The sequence below is a fragment of the Chryseobacterium cucumeris genome, from assembly GCF_016775705.1.
In the GTDB taxonomy this organism is placed as follows: Bacteria; Bacteroidota; Bacteroidia; order Flavobacteriales; family Weeksellaceae; genus Chryseobacterium; species Chryseobacterium cupriresistens.
On the sequence record NZ_CP068760.1, the window covers coordinates 4,352,750 to 4,372,710 of the forward strand.

The following is a 19,961-nucleotide window of genomic DNA, read 5'->3' on the forward strand; positions in this document are numbered from 1 at the left end:
AAAATACTATCTAAAAACCCTCTTGCAGTATTCTGTAAGAGGGTTTAATGTGAAGTAAAATGTATATAAAATCTTATTTTAGAGTTTTGTTAATTTCTCAACAACCCTTCTCTGTCCTTCATTAATATTAATAATGTACTGACCTGTAGGTAATTGTGAAATATCAATTTTTTCATTTGGTACAACTGAATTTTTGATAACCGTACGACCCTGAAGATTAATAATCTCTACATCCAGTTTTTTATTTTCCTTGCTTTGAATAGCGATAGAGCTGCTGGACGGGTTAGGGTAGATTTTAACTTCCAATGCCGGTAAAGCTGTAACAGGGGTTGCCAATTTACTTTCCAGCTGAAGAATCGCATTCTTCACATTGGGAAGAGGCCCGATCTTTTGGCCGGTCACAGTTCCTCCCTGAGGAATCCCCGTTGAAATTAAAAGGTTTTTCATCGCTGAAGGGGTTAAGTACTGACCTGTAGTCTGACGATAGTAAGACTGGATCAAAATTGCCGCAGAAGATACCACCGGCGTAGCAGAACTGGTACCGCTGAAATAATTATAGGTTCTGTTATTATCATTGTCATATTTCGCATAAGATCCATAACCTGCTGCCATCACACTGCTTCCCCAGCCCTGTACATCCACTCTGTTTCCATAAGTACTGAAACTTAATTTTGAATGGGTTGTATTGGGAGATCCTGCTCCTACAATGATAGCTCCGCTGTTTCCTCTTGCAAGATAGGTAGCATAAAAAGGGTCATCCAGGTTCTGATTCCCGTTACCTGCCGCTGCGATAATAATGATTCCTGAATCAGTAGCAGCTTTGGTAAGATCCCAGATTACTTTATCATATTCGGCAGGACAATATTGTCCGTCTTTTCCGCCAGTCTGCATTTCATATAAAATAATATCGCCCGCCTGAGAAGCATTGATGGATCTGCTCACGGCAGAAGCTCTGTTATAACCTACTGTTGTCCATTCCATATATCCTTTTATTTCAGAAGCATTGTAGGCTGCTCCAGTAAGACCAATATTATCTTTTACAGAACCTAAAATACTTACTACTGCCGTTCCGTGATCACGGTAATTATTATTGGCCAGCCCGGCATTCGGAGAATATCCCGGTTCCAGTTGTATGGAGTTTTGATTAGATAGCATCTCGTGAGTTTTATAGAAACCATATTCTACATCCCGCACACGGATATTCTGTCCTGTGATTCCTCGGGACCATGCATATTTGGCGTTGATTCCCGGATTGTCATTCAGGTAGGTCTGCAGGCTTTCCAGATCAGGGGTTGCCACAAAAGCATTTACCAAAGGTGGTTCGATAGGTTCGGCACTCATTACGGAAACATATTCTATTTCAGGAAATCTCTCCAGAGCATGGATGATTTTTTCTGAGGCTTCTTTATTTTGCAGAGGAATATCAGCCTTATAAATTCTTTTCAGTTTTTCCACAGATTCTGTGGAATTTCCGATGGCCCTGCTGTTTCTGGTCATTTCATCAAGTTTGCTGTCCGTGAAGTCCAGATCATACTTGAATGCGATGTGATTTTCTCTTGAAAATCTTTCCAGATCAGCGTTTCTGCTGAAGGCTGTTTTTTCTGAATTGATGCCTTTTGAAAAGCAAACATAAATAATTGAACTTTGTTCAGTAGCCATTTTGGGCTCACTGTCCTGCCCGAATGACAGAGTAGAACAGAACGCAAACAATGCGAAAAGGTTGATTTTTGTTTTCATATAATTTTGTTAAATGGTTGTAAATCAGTTTTGATTTATACCAAAAATAATAATAAAATAAAAACAAATCACGTTTTTGTGAATTTATTTTTTGCATTTTGAGCCCTGCCTTTTGTATAAAGGATTTCTTTGCTTACAAAAAATAAACCTGCCAGGTTTAAAAAGGACTATTGAGTACCCGTGTATCAAAAAAAAATCCGTCTCAATGTATTGAAACGGATTGTGTTATATAGAACTTTTGTCTTTTTCTGTTTAACTTTTAGTAATAGAATCCATTACAATGGTTACCGGCCCGTCATTGATCAGGGATACTTTCATATCGGCCCCAAAGATTCCGCTTTCGGTTTTTAATCCCGATTTAGCTATTTCTTCCTTAAAATAATCAAAAAGCGGTACAGCTTTATCCGGTTTTGCAGCCTTTATGAAAGAAGGTCTGTTGCCTTTTTTATAATCTGCAATTAATGTAAACTGGCTGATGCAAAGAATTTCTCCTGAAATATCCTTCACAGACAGATTAAGCTTGTCATCTTCATCACCAAAGATTCTAAGGTTTAAAACCTTCTGTACAAGCCAGTCTGCATCAGCTTTTTCATCATTTTCATCGATACCTGTCAGCAGCATCAGTCCTTTCCCGATTTCACCCACAATTTTTCCGTCTACTTGTACGCTGGCTTCGGAGACTCTTTGTATAACGATCTTCATCTTATAGTTTTAATAATAAACATTTAAGGTTTTACTTGCTGCATCGTAACTGTAAGGATAAGTTTTAGGCGGCAGAGATGTTTTTGCACCTGATTCCGGCTGCCCGGTACTTAAAATCCATCTTGTATTATCCTCAGGACATATAATGGCAATATTATCCTTTACCTCAAGAGTTGTATTGTTACCAGGACATATATGCGGAGCATTTCTGTCATACACTTTAAATCCGTTGGCTGTCCGGACAATAATCAATCCTCTGGTTCCCGATTGTTGTTCGTTCACATAAATCCAGCCGTTGATATTGTTCAAAACGTAGTAAGCAGGCAGGTTTAAATTAAGCGATACATTGATGGGAACATTGGGAAAGCAGGTTACGGTATCTTCTCTGCTTCCACATGAGTTTATGGTTAAATTACTGAAAATCAATAAAATGAAAATAGATAAGATTGAAAAAGTTTTTTTCATTTCAATTTAAATTTTTATATATTTGTAAAAATTAAACGATTACAACACGAAAACATTGTCCGGCAAATGTCGGATTATTTTTTTATACTAAAACTAAATTTTGAAAATTATGGCAAGCTATGTAACTAAGGAGGGCCTAGAGAAAATGAAAGCTGAGCTGGAACAGTTGGAAACTGTAGAGAGACCAAAAATTACTCAGCAGATCGCAGAAGCAAGAGATAAAGGAGATTTATCGGAAAATGCAGAATATGATGCGGCTAAAGAGGCTCAGGGGATGCTTGAAATGAGAATTTCCAAGCTGAAAGATGTTATTTCTACTTCTAAAATTATAGACGAAAGCCAATTAGATACTTCAAAAGTTTCAATCTTAACAACAGTGAAACTTAAAAATAATGCTACCAAGCAGGAGCAGGTATTTACATTGGTACCGGATAATGAAAGCGACCTGAAGACAGGGAAGATTTCTGTGAACACCCCTATCGCAAAAGGTCTGTTGGGAAAAGCTATTGGTGAAACTGCTGAAATTACTTTACCTAACGGAAACAAACTGTCTTTCGAAGTATTAGACATTTCTTTATAGTCTGATATCCCTTTCTATTTCTAAACTTCTAATTATCTAACCCAAACTTCTGATAAAATGAGCACTATATTCACGAAAATCATTAATGGCGAAATTCCCTCTTATAAGATTGCCGAAAATGAAAACTTTATTGCATTCTTAGACGCAATGCCTTTGGTGAAGGGACATACTTTAGTTGTACCTAAAAAAGAAGTGGATCTGATTTTTGATCTTGAAAGTGAAGAATACAAAAACCTTTGGGGATTTGCCCAAGAGGTAGCCAAGAAGATCAAAACTGCAGTTCCATGTGTGAGAGTAGGAGTAGCGGTGGTGGGACTTGAAGTTCCTCATGCACACATCCATCTGATTCCTTTAAATAAGATGGAAGACATGAATTTCAGAAATGAAAGATTAAAATTAACGAACGAAGAATATACAGAGATTCAACACTCAATTATTAATTCTTAACAACCAGAAAATCGTAAAAAAGTAATTTTTTACGATTTTCTTTAACATATACATATATATTATATCATATGAACTCAAACCAATGTTCTTTCTGCGGCAGAAAAAGAAATGAAGTACAGATGCTGATTTCCGGGCAGAATGGTTTTATTTGTGAAAATTGTATAGAGCAGGCACATGCAATTGTAAAAGATGGTGCATCCAAAACAGGATATTCACCTGCAGACAGCATGGATGAGCTTAAAAAACCAAAAGAGATCAAAGAATTCCTTGATCAGTATGTAATTGGACAGGATCAGGCAAAAAAGCAGCTTTCAATTGCTGTATATAATCATTATAAAAGGTTGCTTCATGCTCAGGACGAAAACAGGGAGGTGGAGCTTGAAAAATCAAACATTATCATGATAGGGGAAACCGGAACAGGTAAAACCCTTCTGGCAAAAACGATTGCCAGAGAACTTAATGTCCCTTTCTGTATCGTAGATGCTACCATTTTAACAGAAGCCGGATATGTAGGAGAAGATGTTGAAAGTATCCTTTCAAGACTTCTTATGGTGGCAGATTATGATGTGGAAAAGGCTGAAAAAGGAATCGTTTTCATTGATGAGATTGATAAAATTGCCAGAAAATCAGACAACCCAAGTATTACAAGAGACGTTTCCGGAGAAGGAGTACAGCAGGGATTGCTGAAACTACTGGAAGGAAGTATTGTGAATGTTCCGCCGCAGGGAGGAAGAAAGCACCCGGATCAGAAATATATTCAGGTAAATACCCAGAACATCTTATTTATTGCAGGAGGAGCTTTTGACGGAATTAAAGAAATCATCGAAAGGAGAATGAACAAGCAGGCCATCGGGTTCAGCTCTGAAAAAATCAATAAAACTGACGAAGACGAATATATATTAACAAATATTAATGCAATTGATCTTCGTACTTTCGGATTAATTCCCGAACTTTTAGGAAGATTTCCAATCATCACTTACCTCGATAAACTCACCAAAGAGACTCTGGTAAGAATCATGAAGGAACCTAAAAACTCTATCGTGAATCAATTTGTGGAACTTTTCAAAATGGATGGCACAAATTTGGTTATTACAGACGGAGCCATTGAAAAAATCGTAGAAGAAACTATTGAAAAAGGACTAGGTGCAAGAGGTCTTAGAGGGACCACCGAAAAAGTTCTAGAAGACTATATGTTTTCAATAGGAGAGGAGAAAGATATCATCTTAAATGAAGATAATGTTTTGATTAATAGATAAAAAATTTTTTTTTTAAGAAAAATAATAATACCTTTGCGGGTGAAGATTGTATTAACACACAAATAATTTATACAATGAGAAAAAGTTTATTTGCTATAGGTCTTTTAGCAATTAGTTATTCTGTTCAGGCGCAGATACTATGTCATGTTGACACTAATGCTAATATGTATGTGAGCGAAGGCACCCTAGTTTATAGCGGTGGAGGTGTACAAACAAAGGGTAATGGCCTTTTGGACGTGCATGGAAATATTATGGTTGTAGGATCTGGTACAGATGCTTTTAAGACAATTAATGCTGCCGGAACAGGTGATAAAACTGACGGTGGAAATATCATCTTAAGACTGAATACCCCTGCTTCTTTTGCTACTTCCACGTATGGCCAGCTGTACATCGATGGGCTATCCCAGTCCAACATTACGGGTATTGTAACCAAAGAGTACAGAACTACAAGTAATGGTAGTGGTAATTATTTCCAACAAGTTGCTTTGCCTTTCTATGGTAAAGCTTTAAGCTCATTATCTACTGAAGTTGGTAAGACTTTCAATACGGGGAGATACAGCAATCCAATTCTTAAGTGGGACAACGCTAATGCAGTTTCTGCACATTTTACAAATTTAGCAACTACAACTACTGATGGTCCGGGATATTATATGCTGAAAGTTACCAATAATGATTGGAATCCAAGCGCACCTGCAACCGGAACAGTATTCAATATTAACGGGAAACCATATGCTCCGTTAGCTGGAACTGTAACATTGCAGAATGGAGGAAAATCTAATTTGGGACCTTCTAATGTCGTATTCGGAGTTGGTGGTAACGCTGTGAATTCTTACAACGAAAAATACAACACTTATTTAGATGACAGTTTTGAGTTTACTACAAGCGCATGGGCTGGAACATTTGGGCAAAACTGGTATCAGTTTGGTAATCCCTTCCTTACCAATTTAGATTTATCTAATATCGGATATACTGAAAGTGTTACCGGATCAGACGGAAATGCTGTAAAAAATATCTGGGGTATTGAATATAACCCGGGTACTGTTGTTACACTTCCTGGTGGTTCTACTTATGCTACAGGTGCTCAGGTAGTTACTTTTGTTACTACAGGTGATGGTGTTGCTCCAGCTGTTGGAGATGTTGATAATGTAGTAATGAAACCTATGCAGTCATTTAAAATAAAGTTAAGAGACAATACAGCTCAGACCTTAGATTTTAATACACTGAGAAGATTCAAATCAACAGCAAGAGCAGCAGGTACTCCTAATGGTGTAAATGCAGCCAGAATGGCTGGTAAAGGTACAAACAGTACAGTGAAACAGCTTGGGGTAATCGGTCTTGATGCTAATGGAAAAGAGATTTCCAGAACATATTATGTGGTTTCTCCATCATTTACAACAGGACACCAGGTTTCTACATCAACAACAGTTCAGGCTTCAGCGGGTACCAGAATCATTGGTACTTATGAAGAAGCATTGAATGGTGGGTATGATAACAATTATACTAATTATTGGTTATATATTAACGAAGCTAATGAGAGTAACTTCCAAGGTAAAAATGTTAAGTTAGTTAACTATAAACTTGATCAGGTTAAATCTTATAAGTTCGAGATCAGAGAAAATGCAGAACTTATTCCTGCTGGAACACACCAGTTATCTTCAGGAATTGGTTTCTACTATAAAGCGGAAAATGGAAATTTAGTACAGGCTAAACAAGGAGATGTTGTAGCCGTAACAAATGAAGAAGCTAACTTGTATTATGGTGAGCCAAGTAATATTACTTTGGCTGTAGATAAAACAGCTCCTAGTGTTTCAAGAACACTTGTTGTTTACGATCCATCAGTTACAAATTACATTGTTAGATTTGATCCAAAATGGAAAAAAGCGGACATTCAAGTTTATGATATGAGCGGTAAACTGGTAATCTCTAAAAAAGCGGTTGAAACATCCCGAGATTTTGTAATCGAGCTTGATGGCTCAGTTAAAAATTCATATGTTGTAAAAATCGTTTCTGATAAGGGAGAAACTGTTAATACTAAAATCTTAAAATAAACCACATGAAAACTATTAATAAACTAGTTCTGGCGTTTTTCCTGTTTGCTGTATCTTTAGCAAATGCCGCTCCACCACAACCAGCAATCCCGGGAGGAGGAGGAAACGGAGGAAATGGTACCGGGTCACCTGCCTCACCAATTGATATGTATGTATATGTACTTGGTATCGTAGCAATTGGATTTATTGTTTACTTTACAAAAAAGTACAAGAGCGTAAAAGCATAAAATTTTATTAAAATAATATTAAACTCTCTGATTAGTCAGGGAGTTTTTTTATTTTTACTATATGAAAAAAATTTATATGCTATCTGCAGTTTTAACTGCATTTGCTCTGCAGGCTCAATTTACTGTTACAATTCAGACTCCGGCAGATTTTAAAGATCAGGACGCTATTTTATATACATTAAACGGATCGAAAGATATTATTGTTACTAAAGAACAGAGTAAGAATAGTACGTGGACTTTTAAATATCCGGGCCATTATATGGGGATGATGAAAGTCTATTTCCCTGGCTCCAATAATACCGTAAGCTTTATTTCTGAAAATAAAAATGTCAACTTTAAACTGGATATTCAGAATAATAAAGTGAAGGATGTTATCTATCTGGATGAAGCCAATAATCTGATGAGTAAACAACAGGAGGGTTCACAAAAGAAAGAGCTTATTTTACCGGCTTTAGCACAGATTAAAGAATATTATAAAGATAATACCGACTTTGGAAAAGCGCTGAAAACAGAAATTGACAGGCTTTCCGGTGCATCAAGCTCTATTGATGCAGCGCAACACCCGTTTATTGCTTATTACAATACGAATTACAGCAAGTTTCTTTCCAACTCTCCTGATTCCGTGAAAAAAGTAGATCAGGAAGAAATAATCAACTTTCTGGACAAATCCGGTGATATGCTTGAAAGCTCATCATTATTAAGACCTTTGTTGGTAGCTTATCTGAATTCAGGAGGGAATACAAACGTTACGGCGTCTGTTGATAAGTTATTGGATCGTTTAAAAGTAGAAACTCCAAGAGGGCAGACTGTATTGTCAGAATTGATTGATATTTTTGATGTCTATCAGATGGATGAATATAAGAGTAAATATCTGTCTCTTGCCAAAAATCTTAAGTGTACCATTAACGATAGACTTGCTTCTACGTTGAAATCGAACGCCAATATTGAAATGGGGGCGGTTTTCCCTAATTATAAGTTCCAGTCACCTGTTAATACCACTGCCAAATCATTACACGATATTAAAGCAGATAAAAAGGTCGTTGTCTTCTGGTCGTCCACATGTTCACACTGCGAAAGTGAACTTCCGAAACTTCTGGAAAAATACAATGACCTGAAATCAAAAAATATCCAGATTGTAGGACTGTCTTTGGATGTGGATAAGAATTCATATACCCAAAAAATCGCTGCATTTCCCTGGGTGAATGATTCCGAATTGAGAGGATGGAACAGCAGTTACACAGATTTGTATAATATTCATGCAACTCCGACGTATTTTATTTTAGATGCTAACAATAAGATAATCAGCAAACCAGATCATGTTGGAGATGTTTTAGAATATTTTAAGGTAAAATAATTTTGGAGGTAAAGAAATATTTTCTATATTTGCACCACCAAAACGGCGAGGTAGCTCAGTTGGTTAGAGCGCAGGATTCATAACCCTGAGGTCACGGGTTCAATTCCCGTCTTCGCTACAATAAACCGCAAACATTACACCAATGATTGCGGTTTTTACTTTTAAAAGAATTAATACTTTACTCTTTAATTCTTTCAACTCAATTTTATTTTTAATAATTTAGGTCTTCTGATGGAGTATTAAGGGAATAATTATACTTTTCAGCGTTAGTACTGAGATCATTTATTCGTCTGACGTTATTATCTCTTTTATATTCGCCTTTTTGCTGTCTTTTTTTGATGATCTTATTGTCAGTAATAGGAAAATCCTTTGTTTCGCTGAATTATGGCTGTAATGGCCTGTATAAAAAGGAAAAGTATATTGCGTTTCCGGAAAATAGGATCATAGAAGTGGCCATCTTAAAAATAAAGAATAAAAAAACCGTCTTACGCATCTGTAAAACGGTTTTAATGTTTTTTAAAAGCTTATCAAACCTGATATCCGAGCAGCTTTCTGATCTGATAGAAGAATCTTTCAATCAGTCGCAGATCCTGTGTGACAATCTCTGCACTGCCTCTAAGCTCTTTATCGAATGTAAGTGTCTTGTTGTAGCTCGTTTTTAATCCTTTTGGCAAGATCACATCTACATAGTAGTTTCCTTTATCATCAGGAATTAGGGAGATGTTCTGTACTTTTCCTTCGATGATACCGTACTCCTGGAATCTGTAGTTATCCAGTTTAATCAGAACTTTTTCACCCGGAGTTATTTTTCCTGAGTTTGTTGTAGGTACGGACATTCTGCCAACCAACTGCTCTTTATTTTTAGGGAGAATAGAAAGGATGGGTTCACCTACCTTTACGAATTGATTCTCGCCGAAAAACTGCTGAAAACTGGCAACGCCGTCTGTGGATGAGATCACCAGATAGTTCAGCTCCCACTGTTTCAAAGATTTTCGCAGCTGTTCAAGAAGCTGCAGGGTTTGTGACGAATAGGTAATTCTGTCTTTTTCTGTGTTAATGGCAGTTCCGCTTTTGGTTTTATTCAGGTTGGAGATCCCTTCATCCATTTGTGATATGGAAATTTTAATATTCTCAAGATTTTGCTGAGCCTGAAGATATTTGATTTTTTCGTTTTCAAGTTCCATAGCAGAGATAACACCCTGATTAAATAGTTCCTGAGATCTGTTGAAATTTTTCTTAGTCAGATCATACTTTATAGATTCCAGGTTTTTCTGCTGTTTTAATGTGGCAATTCTTACTTTATATTCTGAAATACTCTGATTGGCCGCCAGATTTTCGGGAGCGTATGGCTGTAATCTTGTAAAAAGGGCTTCGTCCTGAAATGCTTTTGCAAAACTGTTGTACTCACCCTGTAATTCACCGAGCTTAAATCTTGAAGCCTGGGCAATAGGGAAGGAGTATAATTGATCGGGAGTGATGGAGTCTACCAGTTTTTTAAGCTCTAAAATATCCTTATAGTTGGCTGCAGACTGCATCACCATCAGAACATCATTCTTTTTAACTTCCTGGTGGTCTTTTATGAATATTTTTTCAATTTTAGAGCTGGTTCGTGCTTCTATTTTCTCAGGAGGGTTCTGAGAAGTCACAATAATAGGAGCCGGTACAAATTCGGGATATTTTATAATGTAGCTCATTAAGAGAATCAATAGCAGGATAATAAATATCACCGTATTTCCCCAGCGGATCATCCAATGCGGCGGCTGGGTAAGAATATCCTGTACGCTTTCTGAGCGGAGTTCAATATTGTCTAAAACGTCTTCTTTCATTGTTATGTAGTAAAATTTCCCCCAATATTTCAGGGGGAATATAATTTAAATAATTGGGCAGTTCCCGTCATACCATGATGGTGGCGAAGTGTCTGCATCCGGCGGGCATTCAAAGTGCTTTATGCGGCATGGTACCCAGCTGCCTAGACACCAGGATCCACAGCAGTTGTTGTCCGGAATAATAACACCTCCGCTGACAAATGTCAAATCTTTTCTCGAAAGTTTTTTAAGATTTTTCATGATTACTATTATTTTTTATTTTTCCTACTCTGTAAGCTTTTCGGATTCCGCTATATGGTGGCTTTATCTTGGTTAATTTCCTAATTCAAGCTGGTTTCTTACCAATCTGTAATATTCTCCTCTTAAGTCTACCAGCTCAGCATGGCTTCCTTCTTCTACCACTCTTCCCTGATCCAGTACAATGATTTTGTCTGCATGTCTTACTGTGGAAAGTCTATGGGCAATCACCACTGCTGTTTTGCCTTTGAAGAACTGCTCAAGGTTTTCCATGATCACTTTTTCATTATTGGCATCCAGTGCAGAGGTAGCTTCATCAAATAAAATATATTCAGGAGCTTTATAAACAGCTCTTGCAATGAAAAGTCTCTGTTTCTGACCACCACTTACTCCAACGCCCTCATTTCCGATTTTGGTGTTATAGCTTAATGGAAGACTTTCAATAAAATCTTTGATATTGGCTATTTCTACAGCACGTCTCAGCTTTTGTTTATCTATATGATCTTCACCAACAGCAATATTGTTGGCAATGGTGTCATTGAATACATATCCTTCCTGCATGACAACACCGCAATGATCCCTCCAGTATCTCGGAGAAATATTTTTCATATTGGTATTTCCGATTCTGATTTCACCCTGATCAGGATCATAAAACTTCATCAGCAGTTTCAATAAAGTTGTCTTTCCACTTCCGCTGGCCCCGACAATTGCTGTCGTTTGCTGATAAGGTATTGTAAGGCTGAGATTTTCAAAAACCGGAACATCGGAACCAATATACCTGAACGACATATCTTTGATTTCAATATCTTGTTTCGGAACATCGGTAACATATTGCTCATTCTTATCTTCTTCATCATCTTTATCGTGGATTTCTCCTAATCTTTCAAGAGAGATTTTAGCATCCTGTGTCTGCTTGATAAAGTCGATAAGCTGGAGAAGCGGGCTGTTCAGCTGTCCGATGATATACTGAACAGAAAGCATCATCCCCAAAGTAAGGTTTCCGCTTAAAACAAGTTTAGCAGAAAGAAAACTCACCAGAATATCTTTCATCTGATTGATGAAGTTACCTCCCACAGACTGCCATTGTTCTAAGGATAGAGATTTTATCCTGATTTTAAATAGTTTTACCTGAAGAAATTCCCAGTCCCATCGTTTTTGTTTTTCAGCATTATGCATTTTGATTTCCTGCATTCCGTTGATAAGCTCGATGACTTTACTCTGCTCCTGAGATACCTGAGAGAATCGCTTATAATCAAGTTCTTTTCTTTTTTTCAGGAAGAAACTGATCCATCCGATATACAATACTGCTCCAACAAGATAAACAAGGAAAAGCCTGTAATCATAAAACAGTAAGACAATACTGAAAATGATAAGGTTCACCAGTGAGAATAATGTATTCAATGAAGAACTTGTAAGAAGCTGTTCAATTCTGTGATGGTCATTAATTCTCTGCATGATATCTCCTGTCATCCTGGTATCAAAGAAACTTATCGGAAGTTTCATCAATTTAATAAAGAAATCGGAGATGATCGAAATGTTAATTCTTGCTGAAAGGTGGAGAAGAATCCAGCTTCTTATGGTTTCAATTCCCATTCTTCCCAGAAATAACATAATCTGTGCAAGCAAAACCACATAGATAAAATTAATATCCTGGTTCTGGATGCCGACATCTACAATACTTTGGGTAAGAAAAGGAAATATAAGGGAAAGTAAACTCCCACCTAAAAGTCCGATCGCAAGCTGTATAACAAGTGTTTTGTACTTTAGAAGATATTTGGAAAGGAATGTAAAACTTGCCTTACTTTCTTCTGCATCAAATTCTGTTTGAAAGAATGCAGGAGTAGTTTCAAGGATCAGGACAATTCCCTCTTCTGTATTTTCGTTGGCATTTTCTCCAATCCAGGACTTGATGAATTCTTCTCTGGTATAAGTGATCAGTCCATAGCTGGGATCTGAGATATATACTTTGTTATTTTTGTCAATTTTGTATACAACTACAAAGTGATTTTTATTCCAGTGTGCTACACATGGAAATGGAACTTCTTCTTTGAGGGTATTGAAATCGATCTGGACTCCCATTGACCGGAATCCCAGATTTTCTGCGGCATCACTCAGCCCAAGAAGGCTGCTTCCTTCACGGGTGGTTTCGGAGAGGTTACGAATCTGCTGCAGGGATATACTTTTACCATAATACTTACTTACGATCCTGAGACATGTAGGACCGCAGTCTTTGGTATCTGGCTGCTTATAAAAAGGAAACTTTTTTTTCAAAACTACTACTCATTATAAAATGCCGCCAATAGATGGCGACATTTTTGCTTTAATTCAATTATAATTCAATGAAATGGTAAACTGGAAATAGTCCCATTGATCACCGTTTTTCTACTCTTTTACATCTTTTCAGATGGTTATTTTGTTTTTCCTAAGATAGTGAAATTTTTAAATGAATAAGATTTATTTGCTAAATCTCATCATCCTCGATTAATTCATCAATAAAGAAGGTGATATCTTCGCGATCATACTTATCCGGGAACTGATATCCGTTGATGATAAAGATTGGCGTAAAGCTTAATCCTGCATTACTGTTTTCCTTAGACATCTCTATCAGCGGATCCAGATTTTCTGAATTTACTTTTCCTCCGGAAAGTGCATTGATTTTGCCTTCATCCTTGGTTTCAAACCATTCTTCAACAGCGTGTAAAAACTCTTTTTCAGGTTTGTTATGATAAATATGAGTTAAATCTGAAATAAGCTGTGTATATTTTTCTGGAGCTCTGTCCGGGCTGTAATTGAATCTCATCTGCAATGAAATATCATCAGGGTATTTCTCCAAAAGTCCTTCCACCAATTTATGCGCATCTTTACAGAAACCACAGTATGGGTTGGAAACGATAGAAATACGAAGCTTGGCATCCCTTTTTCCAACAGCAAAAGTTTCAGTATCCTGAAATTCTATTTTTGGATTTTGTTCCATCTGATTTTTGAAAAGCTCATAGTTTCTTTTGAATCTGAGATTTTTTGCATTCGATTTTTGCAGCGTTTCTTTTTGCTCAAGAAGAGTATTGAAATAAATAACCGCAGAAAATACAAGAGCCCACAGAATGACAGTCAATAAAAGAGTTCCCACACTGAATGACAGGTTCTCGAAAAATAAACTGCTTACTACGATCTGGCCTACAAGAATTGAAATGATCAAAAGACATACTCTGCAGAATGTTTTTTCTATAAATGCCTGAATGTACAGAGAGTACCCGATTGCAAGTACAGAAACGAATGTGAAACCTTTTACGATATACGCTGTTGCCGGTAAGAACAGACCTAGTACGGCAAGTCCTGCAAAATAAATCAGAGAAAAATCTGCAAATTTTAAGCCCAGAATACTGGTTTTATCCTGTTTGATGATCTTATCACACGAGTTGGCTGTCTGACTTGCTGCAGCACCTCCGCCTCCACATATACTTCCGATGACAGTAGAGGTATTTCCGAATTTCTGATTGAAAATTTCCAGGGAAATATAAACTCCTGCTAAGGAAAGTACATTAAATAGAGCTTCGTAAATGGTTTGGCTAATAAAAGAATAAGCAAGAACGGCAGCAAAAATAATATAAAGAACCGGCTTGAAATTGAATGTCAGTTTGCTTTCTGCATTTTCTGTTTTTTCAAACAATAGTACAAAGTCCGTTGATTTATTATAAAGCTCCTCTTTACCGAAAGTTTTTGCTTTTTCCGAATATACTGAATAATTGCTTCCTGACTTTTTTACAAGAGAGAATGAATTCTCAACAATGGCAATAAATTCCTCTGGAAGTTCGTCCCAATATTCTTTGTCAAGTTCATAAGCGTCATTTTTTACCCCCATAAAGTTGAGTGTGTCACTGAATGCCAGTGCAGATGGGTAATTGGGATGAGAGTTGAACTGGAAAATAAATTCCTGTTTATCTAGTTTTAGATGGTTGATTAGTTTGTCAAAAATCATATTAATATTTTTATCTAAAATACACAGATGTTTTAAATATACAAAAAAAAATCTCCTTTATTAGTGAGATATAAACGGATGTTGATAAATTTTATTTGATCTTCAGTATTTTATTTTGAGGTCCAGAAAAAAAATGTTTCTGTCACTTATCAGGTAAATTCTTTTCTTATCGGTTTTAATTTCAAAAAACTCATCTTCATGCACACGAATAAACTTCTTTCTCATTGCCGAAAGATATTTGATGACTTTTGTAGTCGTGGAATCTCTGTTATTCGATATGACGAGTATCATTCTGCTTCTTTTTTTTAAAATAATCTTTTCTTATTTTCGAGCTGTGTTTCATACTTGGGATTCCCAGGCTTTTACGGTTGCGATCAATCTGCGTACTGTCTTGTACCGGAATCATATTAAAGCCGTAGCGTGTGATTTTTTTATGAGATCCTAAGTAAGTATCTTCCATTCTTGCATAGTCACGAGGAGAAAAATCTCCCGATTTTACATATTCCAGTAATTTGTCCTTTATAAAAGGATAATCTTTTTTGGACTCAACCATATGAGAGATAAAGGTAGGCATAGGAAACCATCCAATTTTTTCAGGCGTTGGAAATCCATAATTTTTAAAGGTCCATATTAATAGTTTTGCGTTTTTCTCAACGTTTTTTCTGGTCAGTGCAGTATCAAGAGGTCGTCCTTCCTGATCCCTTATCAGTGCAATCTTGAAAGAATCAATGAGTTTTTTATCCAGGCCTTGTTTCCATTCTGTTATTTTTTGTTCTACAGATGGATTGTCTATTCCATATTTATTAAAAAGGGGCAGGTATTTTCTATATTCATCACCATAAGGAGCAACCAGAGAAATTAGCTGATAAAGGCTTTTTTTTCCACCAAAATCTTCATGATATTGATCGGCAAGGGTTATATAAGTTGCATATTCTTCAATACGGTCCTGATTTTTAGGAGTATATTCTTCAAAAATTTTCCGATACTCTTTTACAGCTAGTTTAGGGTTATTGGCCATTCTGTATATGCTGTCAGCCTCATTTACTTTGTTATAATAAGTAATGTAATTCTTTTTACAGGATGTAAGGGATAATAAAGCAATAAGAAGAAAACCAGATCTTATTAATGATGAAATTTTCATAAATGATTTAATTTTATAATATGGTGAAAAAAAGGAGGGGATTTAACCCTCCCTCTTTCTTTATTCACATACTAGCAAACTTCTAGTCTATCAATATACTCACCTCCATTAGATGTATAGTGGTCAGCTTCGTAGCATCCTGGTGTTGTAACTGCAGCACTAGATTCAATAGCATAAGACTTTAAGCTACCATTTACTGATTTTAAATCGTCTCTTTTTAGTTTTTTGTTTTCCAAAGAAGAAAAACCTTTCTTCATTCCTGCTAACTTTTTCATTATTAAAATTTTTTTTGAATTAATATTTGTTTGCCATATATCCCTGGATGGGAGAAGGTACTGATCAGTCCTTATATTTATATTTTGTACTGTACACATACAAAAAATAAATTTTGTGTTTTTACCTGTAGCAAACATACACAAGTGCTAATCATAAAAAAGTCTTGAGGTTTTAGATTTATAAATTTACTACATGAATTTATAAATCTAAATGGATTAACTATTTGTAAAACAATTTTTTGTGGTTATTTTAAAAATCGCCTAAATTATCAATTTCTTTGATGTACATTGAGAGTGTAGTACCGGTTTTCTTCTTAAAAGCTAAAGAAAATGCCTGTTCATTATTATATCCTAGCTCTTCTGCAATAACAGATAACTTATAGGAACGGAATTTTTTATCTTTTACCAATCTACTTAAGGCAAAATCAATTCGAAGATCATTAAGGTATGCTGCAAAGTTTTTTCCTTTATGAGTATTGATTATTTCTGATAAATAAGCAGTATTTGTTTTTATATTTTTTGCTAAGCTGGCTAATGTGATGCCTTTTTTTAAGAAAAGTTCCTTGGATTCAAATATTCTTAATTCTTGTAAAATAAATTGAGTAACTTCTTCAGATATGGTTTTAGAGGTTTTATCATTTTGCTCTTCCTGTTCAGGAATTGCTATCGGGGCTATTTCAATATTGTTAGCCTTATTTTTTTCCTCTGCATTTTTTTCTTCAATATTTCTCTTTTCAACCAAGCTAATCAAATCTTGTGCAATTTTTCTTTGTTCCTTTTCTGTTTTTTTTGATCTATAGTATAAATATATAATGAATAAGAGTATTAATAAAAGTATGCCTAGAGAAATGTAGAGTACCTTTTTTCTAAATTTTAATTCCTCAATGATATTTTCTTTTTCCTGTAAAAGATTGGGAGTGTCGTACTTTCTAGGTATTTCTGTAGAAAGGTATTTAAACTGTTCATCTAGTTTTTGATCAACCTTTAAAAAGCGTTCAATGTAGTAAAGCTGTTTTTCTTTATCATTATTTTCTTTATAGTAATCAATAAGAAAAGTATATACATCTCTTAATTCAGGAAACGTATAACCACTTTTTGAAATAATGGAGTCTAGTTTGGTGTAGTTTTCAACTGCTTTTGTTTTATCTTTTAAACCTTCATAAGATTTACCAATATTTAAAAGACTATAGTTCATATTCTGATCTTGAACCCCGGAAAAATATTTATAAGCTGCTATGAAGTTTTTAGTGGCAATATCATATTTTTTTAGTTTTAAATTATATGCCCCTACGTAGTAAGTATATTGATGATGAACATACTTATTTGTGAATGCTAATGGAGTTTTTAATCCTTCCTTGATTAGAATATTTGCAGAATCCAATTTATTGAGCTCTATATAGCAGTATATAAGGCTTATACGCATTTGGTTATGCTGGGATTCATCTGTAATATCATTTCCATTATATAAATAGTATCTGAACGTTTTGGCTGCATCAGCATTTTTGCCAATGTAGCTGTTCAGATAGGCGATGTCCATATTAGCATATGCGGTCTGTTGCGGATCTTTTTGAGCTTTTGCGTATTGTAGTCCTAAAATATAATTATCTAAAGCTTTTTTTAAATTATCATGTTTGTAATAAAGGTTTCCCTTCATTAGATAAGTCTGAGATGGATATTTTGTTCCCTTTAAATTTTTTGTAATTGTTGCTGTGCTGTCAAGATATTTTAGGGCATTTGAAAAATTTTCGTTAAAATGAATAAGCACATATCCGTCTGCTATTTGAAGAGCATTTTGTTCTTTTTTTGCTTTTTGGAGGTAATATTGAGCTATAACCTTTGACTGTTCAATCTTTATATTCTCATAATAGGTATAAAATTTATCTTTTAATTCTTTATAGCTATATGTTTTTAAGCTATCACTTATTTTATTCTGTGTATAAAGTAAGTTGCTGAAAAAAATAAATAAAAAAAGGGCTTTAACTCTCATCATCTTTTAAATACATCACAAATTTACATTTTTTAATTCAAAAAGATATATGGTAAAAAAGTGGTTTTAAGTTTAATTTATTGATTTATATTGAGTTAAGTGTGTTGTTTGTTCTGTCAATTTATAAATCTATAGTTTAAGGCTTAATAGAATGTTTATCTCAAACCAGCGACTGTTTGAAATGATTATCTACGATTATTTGTTCAGGTACTATAAAACCCTTGTTTTTAAAAGTAATAAAATGTTATAACATTATAATATTTATTATTATAGTATGAATGCTAATACCATTTTTTACATCAGAATATCCCGTGATTTTGAAGTTCAGATTTTTAGAAATATCATATAAAATACTGAGGATAACTCCAACTTTAAAACATAGGAAATAATGCTTAGAAGTAATGTTTTTTATGTAAACAAATGTTTTATTTTGTTATTATTTTATAGCTTGTAGTGGGTTTTGCGCTTGTTTTGTTTATTAAATTTCGATATTCTATGTGATTTTTAACAAACAGAAATGAACTCAAAAAAACTTAAAAAATCATAAAGTTTTCATAAAGTTTTAAAAAAGGATAGAAATGTTTTTGTATTTATAAAATATGTCGTACTTTTACATCGCCTTGAATGAGGGAACAAGTCAAGGTAATAAATTTTTTTTCATCATTTGTGTTTTTAGAATCGTATCGCCTGATACGATTCTTTTTTTATGTTTTCTCATAGCTTAAGAGAAGATCAATAAAGTAAGAATAGGTAACAGAGCCTTCCTGCTGATTACTTTTCAGAAACAGGTTGTTAGTAAATCCAAAGAATTCATCAAGCCATCCCTGATGCTGAAAAATAAAACTTTTTTCATAAGCACGGTCTCTTTTCATGGCGGGAGAATACTGGTGAAGAATATTCTTTACAAATTCAGGATCTTTCTCCACAATAAATCTTAAAAGACTTTTTAAAGTGAAAAATTCAGTACTGTATCTCAACTCAGGATTACCGGAATGAATGCCTATTAAGTACCCTATAAAATTAGCTTCCTGCTCTCTGGCAAAGCCAAGCTGATGTGAACTTTCGTGCGCTGTGGTGAAAGGGATTAATGTATGAGGCAGCTCAGTATTATACTGGGCTTCAGCTGTAAAAGGATTATAATAGCCTAAAATTCCTGTAAAGCTCATTACATTTTTGAATAAACTAGGCTTGATGTCCAGTATCTCCGGAGCTTTTTTATCGGAAATATAAGAAGGCAGCTTTGTCTGCTGATTCAGGATTTCCTTTTGAATAGATGTAAGGTTAGTGATTATAAATACTCCGTTGCTGTCCTCCTGTGTATACTGTCGTGTTGCCTTACACTTTTCAAGATAAACAAGAGCCAGTTTTTTTGCTTTTTCTATATCCGGTTCATTCTGGCTGGAAAGTTTTTTAATAATAGGAACCTGAAAATACAGCATTCCCCAAAAGATCTGATAAATAAAATAAAAGATATTCATGACGATAAGAATTTTTCTCATCGAATCACTTCTTTGCTGCTTTTTGAATAAGGTGATGAAACAGTATAAAAGAAAAGCTCCCAGCACAATATAGATCAAATCCCCGACAGAAAATGGAACCCAGCTGAACAGCACCTGATGAAGCTCTTTCTGAAATTCAAAAAAGCGTTTAAAAAAAGAAATCATTATTATGGATTTTGAAAATCCATAAAACAAAAGAAATTG

At 35.1% G+C, this 19,961-nt stretch carries 17 protein-coding genes and 1 tRNA gene; 7 read left to right on the forward strand and 11 right to left on the reverse strand.

All coding sequences use genetic code 11. The features are described from left to right. Nucleotides 1-78: 78 nt before the first annotated feature. The 3 genes from JNG87_RS19445 to JNG87_RS19455 form a co-directional block, all read right to left on the reverse strand. The gene (locus JNG87_RS19445; RefSeq protein WP_202840525.1) at nucleotides 79-1,737 is read right to left on the reverse strand and encodes a S8/S53 family peptidase; all 1,659 of its coding nucleotides are present in this window, start codon (nucleotides 1,735-1,737) and stop codon (nucleotides 79-81) included. 252 nt (nucleotides 1,738-1,989) lie between these two features. Beyond that, the gene (gene dtd / locus JNG87_RS19450; RefSeq protein WP_202840527.1) at nucleotides 1,990-2,439 is read right to left on the reverse strand and encodes a D-aminoacyl-tRNA deacylase; all 450 of its coding nucleotides are present in this window, start codon (nucleotides 2,437-2,439) and stop codon (nucleotides 1,990-1,992) included. 9 nt (nucleotides 2,440-2,448) lie between these two features. Beyond that, a complete protein-coding gene (locus JNG87_RS19455; protein ID WP_202840529.1) occupies nucleotides 2,449-2,904 on the reverse strand; it encodes a hypothetical protein in 456 nt (151 codons plus the stop codon). A 109-nt stretch (nucleotides 2,905-3,013) separates the two neighbouring features. On the opposite strand from JNG87_RS19455, the gene greA reads away from it, so the two are divergent. From greA to JNG87_RS19490, 7 genes are all read left to right on the forward strand, one after another. After that, nucleotides 3,014-3,484, forward strand: coding sequence for a transcription elongation factor GreA (gene greA / locus JNG87_RS19460; RefSeq protein WP_002981731.1), 471 nt, complete (start codon nucleotides 3,014-3,016; stop codon nucleotides 3,482-3,484). 57 nt (nucleotides 3,485-3,541) lie between these two features. Beyond that, complete coding sequence (locus JNG87_RS19465; RefSeq protein ID WP_047429226.1) at nucleotides 3,542-3,931, forward strand: HIT family protein; 390 nt, start codon at nucleotides 3,542-3,544, stop codon at nucleotides 3,929-3,931. Nucleotides 3,932-3,999: 68 nt separating this feature from the next. Next, nucleotides 4,000-5,187, forward strand: coding sequence for an ATP-dependent Clp protease ATP-binding subunit ClpX (gene clpX / locus JNG87_RS19470; protein ID WP_110010700.1), 1,188 nt, complete (start codon nucleotides 4,000-4,002; stop codon nucleotides 5,185-5,187). Nucleotides 5,188-5,261: 74 nt separating this feature from the next. Next, the gene (locus JNG87_RS19475) at nucleotides 5,262-7,235 is read left to right on the forward strand and encodes a T9SS type A sorting domain-containing protein (protein ID WP_202840531.1); all 1,974 of its coding nucleotides are present in this window, start codon (nucleotides 5,262-5,264) and stop codon (nucleotides 7,233-7,235) included. 5 nt (nucleotides 7,236-7,240) lie between these two features. Further along, nucleotides 7,241-7,462, forward strand: a complete 222-nt coding sequence (locus tag JNG87_RS19480) for a signal peptidase (protein ID WP_110010702.1) — start codon at nucleotides 7,241-7,243, stop codon at nucleotides 7,460-7,462. A gap of 61 nt (nucleotides 7,463-7,523) precedes the next feature. Next, entirely contained in the window at nucleotides 7,524-8,816 is a 1,293-nt protein-coding gene (locus tag JNG87_RS19485; protein WP_202840532.1) for a TlpA family protein disulfide reductase, read from the forward strand. A gap of 44 nt (nucleotides 8,817-8,860) precedes the next feature. Beyond that, a tRNA-Met gene (locus JNG87_RS19490) sits at nucleotides 8,861-8,934 on the forward strand. Between the two features lie 409 nt (nucleotides 8,935-9,343). Here the strand turns inward: JNG87_RS19490 and JNG87_RS19495 are convergent. The 8 genes from JNG87_RS19495 to JNG87_RS19530 form a co-directional block, all read right to left on the reverse strand. Beyond that, nucleotides 9,344-10,642 (reverse strand): HlyD family secretion protein, encoded by a 1,299-nt coding sequence (locus JNG87_RS19495; protein WP_181397983.1) that lies wholly within the window; start codon nucleotides 10,640-10,642, stop codon nucleotides 9,344-9,346. 312 nt (nucleotides 10,643-10,954) lie between these two features. Further along, entirely contained in the window at nucleotides 10,955-13,150 is a 2,196-nt protein-coding gene (locus JNG87_RS19500; RefSeq protein ID WP_110010705.1) for a peptidase domain-containing ABC transporter, read from the reverse strand. A 190-nt stretch (nucleotides 13,151-13,340) separates the two neighbouring features. Continuing rightward, nucleotides 13,341-14,855: a thioredoxin domain-containing protein gene (locus tag JNG87_RS19505; RefSeq protein ID WP_202840533.1), complete on the reverse strand. Its 1,515-nt coding sequence runs from the start codon at nucleotides 14,853-14,855 to the stop codon at nucleotides 13,341-13,343. A 102-nt stretch (nucleotides 14,856-14,957) separates the two neighbouring features. Beyond that, nucleotides 14,958-15,146, reverse strand: coding sequence for a hypothetical protein (locus tag JNG87_RS19510; RefSeq protein ID WP_202840534.1), 189 nt, complete (start codon nucleotides 15,144-15,146; stop codon nucleotides 14,958-14,960). Continuing rightward, entirely contained in the window at nucleotides 15,124-15,996 is an 873-nt protein-coding gene (locus tag JNG87_RS19515) for a hypothetical protein (RefSeq protein WP_202840535.1), read from the reverse strand. The genes JNG87_RS19510 and JNG87_RS19515 overlap by 23 nt, the downstream gene beginning before the upstream one ends. Before the next feature lie 71 nt (nucleotides 15,997-16,067). Next, nucleotides 16,068-16,271, reverse strand: coding sequence for a TIGR04139 family peptide modification target (locus tag JNG87_RS19520; RefSeq protein ID WP_202840536.1), 204 nt, complete (start codon nucleotides 16,269-16,271; stop codon nucleotides 16,068-16,070). 250 nt (nucleotides 16,272-16,521) lie between these two features. Continuing rightward, nucleotides 16,522-18,261 (reverse strand): helix-turn-helix domain-containing protein, encoded by a 1,740-nt coding sequence (locus tag JNG87_RS19525; protein WP_202840537.1) that lies wholly within the window; start codon nucleotides 18,259-18,261, stop codon nucleotides 16,522-16,524. Between the two features lie 701 nt (nucleotides 18,262-18,962). Beyond that, a complete protein-coding gene (locus JNG87_RS19530) occupies nucleotides 18,963-19,922 on the reverse strand; it encodes a DUF3810 domain-containing protein (protein ID WP_317193484.1) in 960 nt (319 codons plus the stop codon). Nucleotides 19,923-19,961 lie beyond the last annotated feature (39 nt).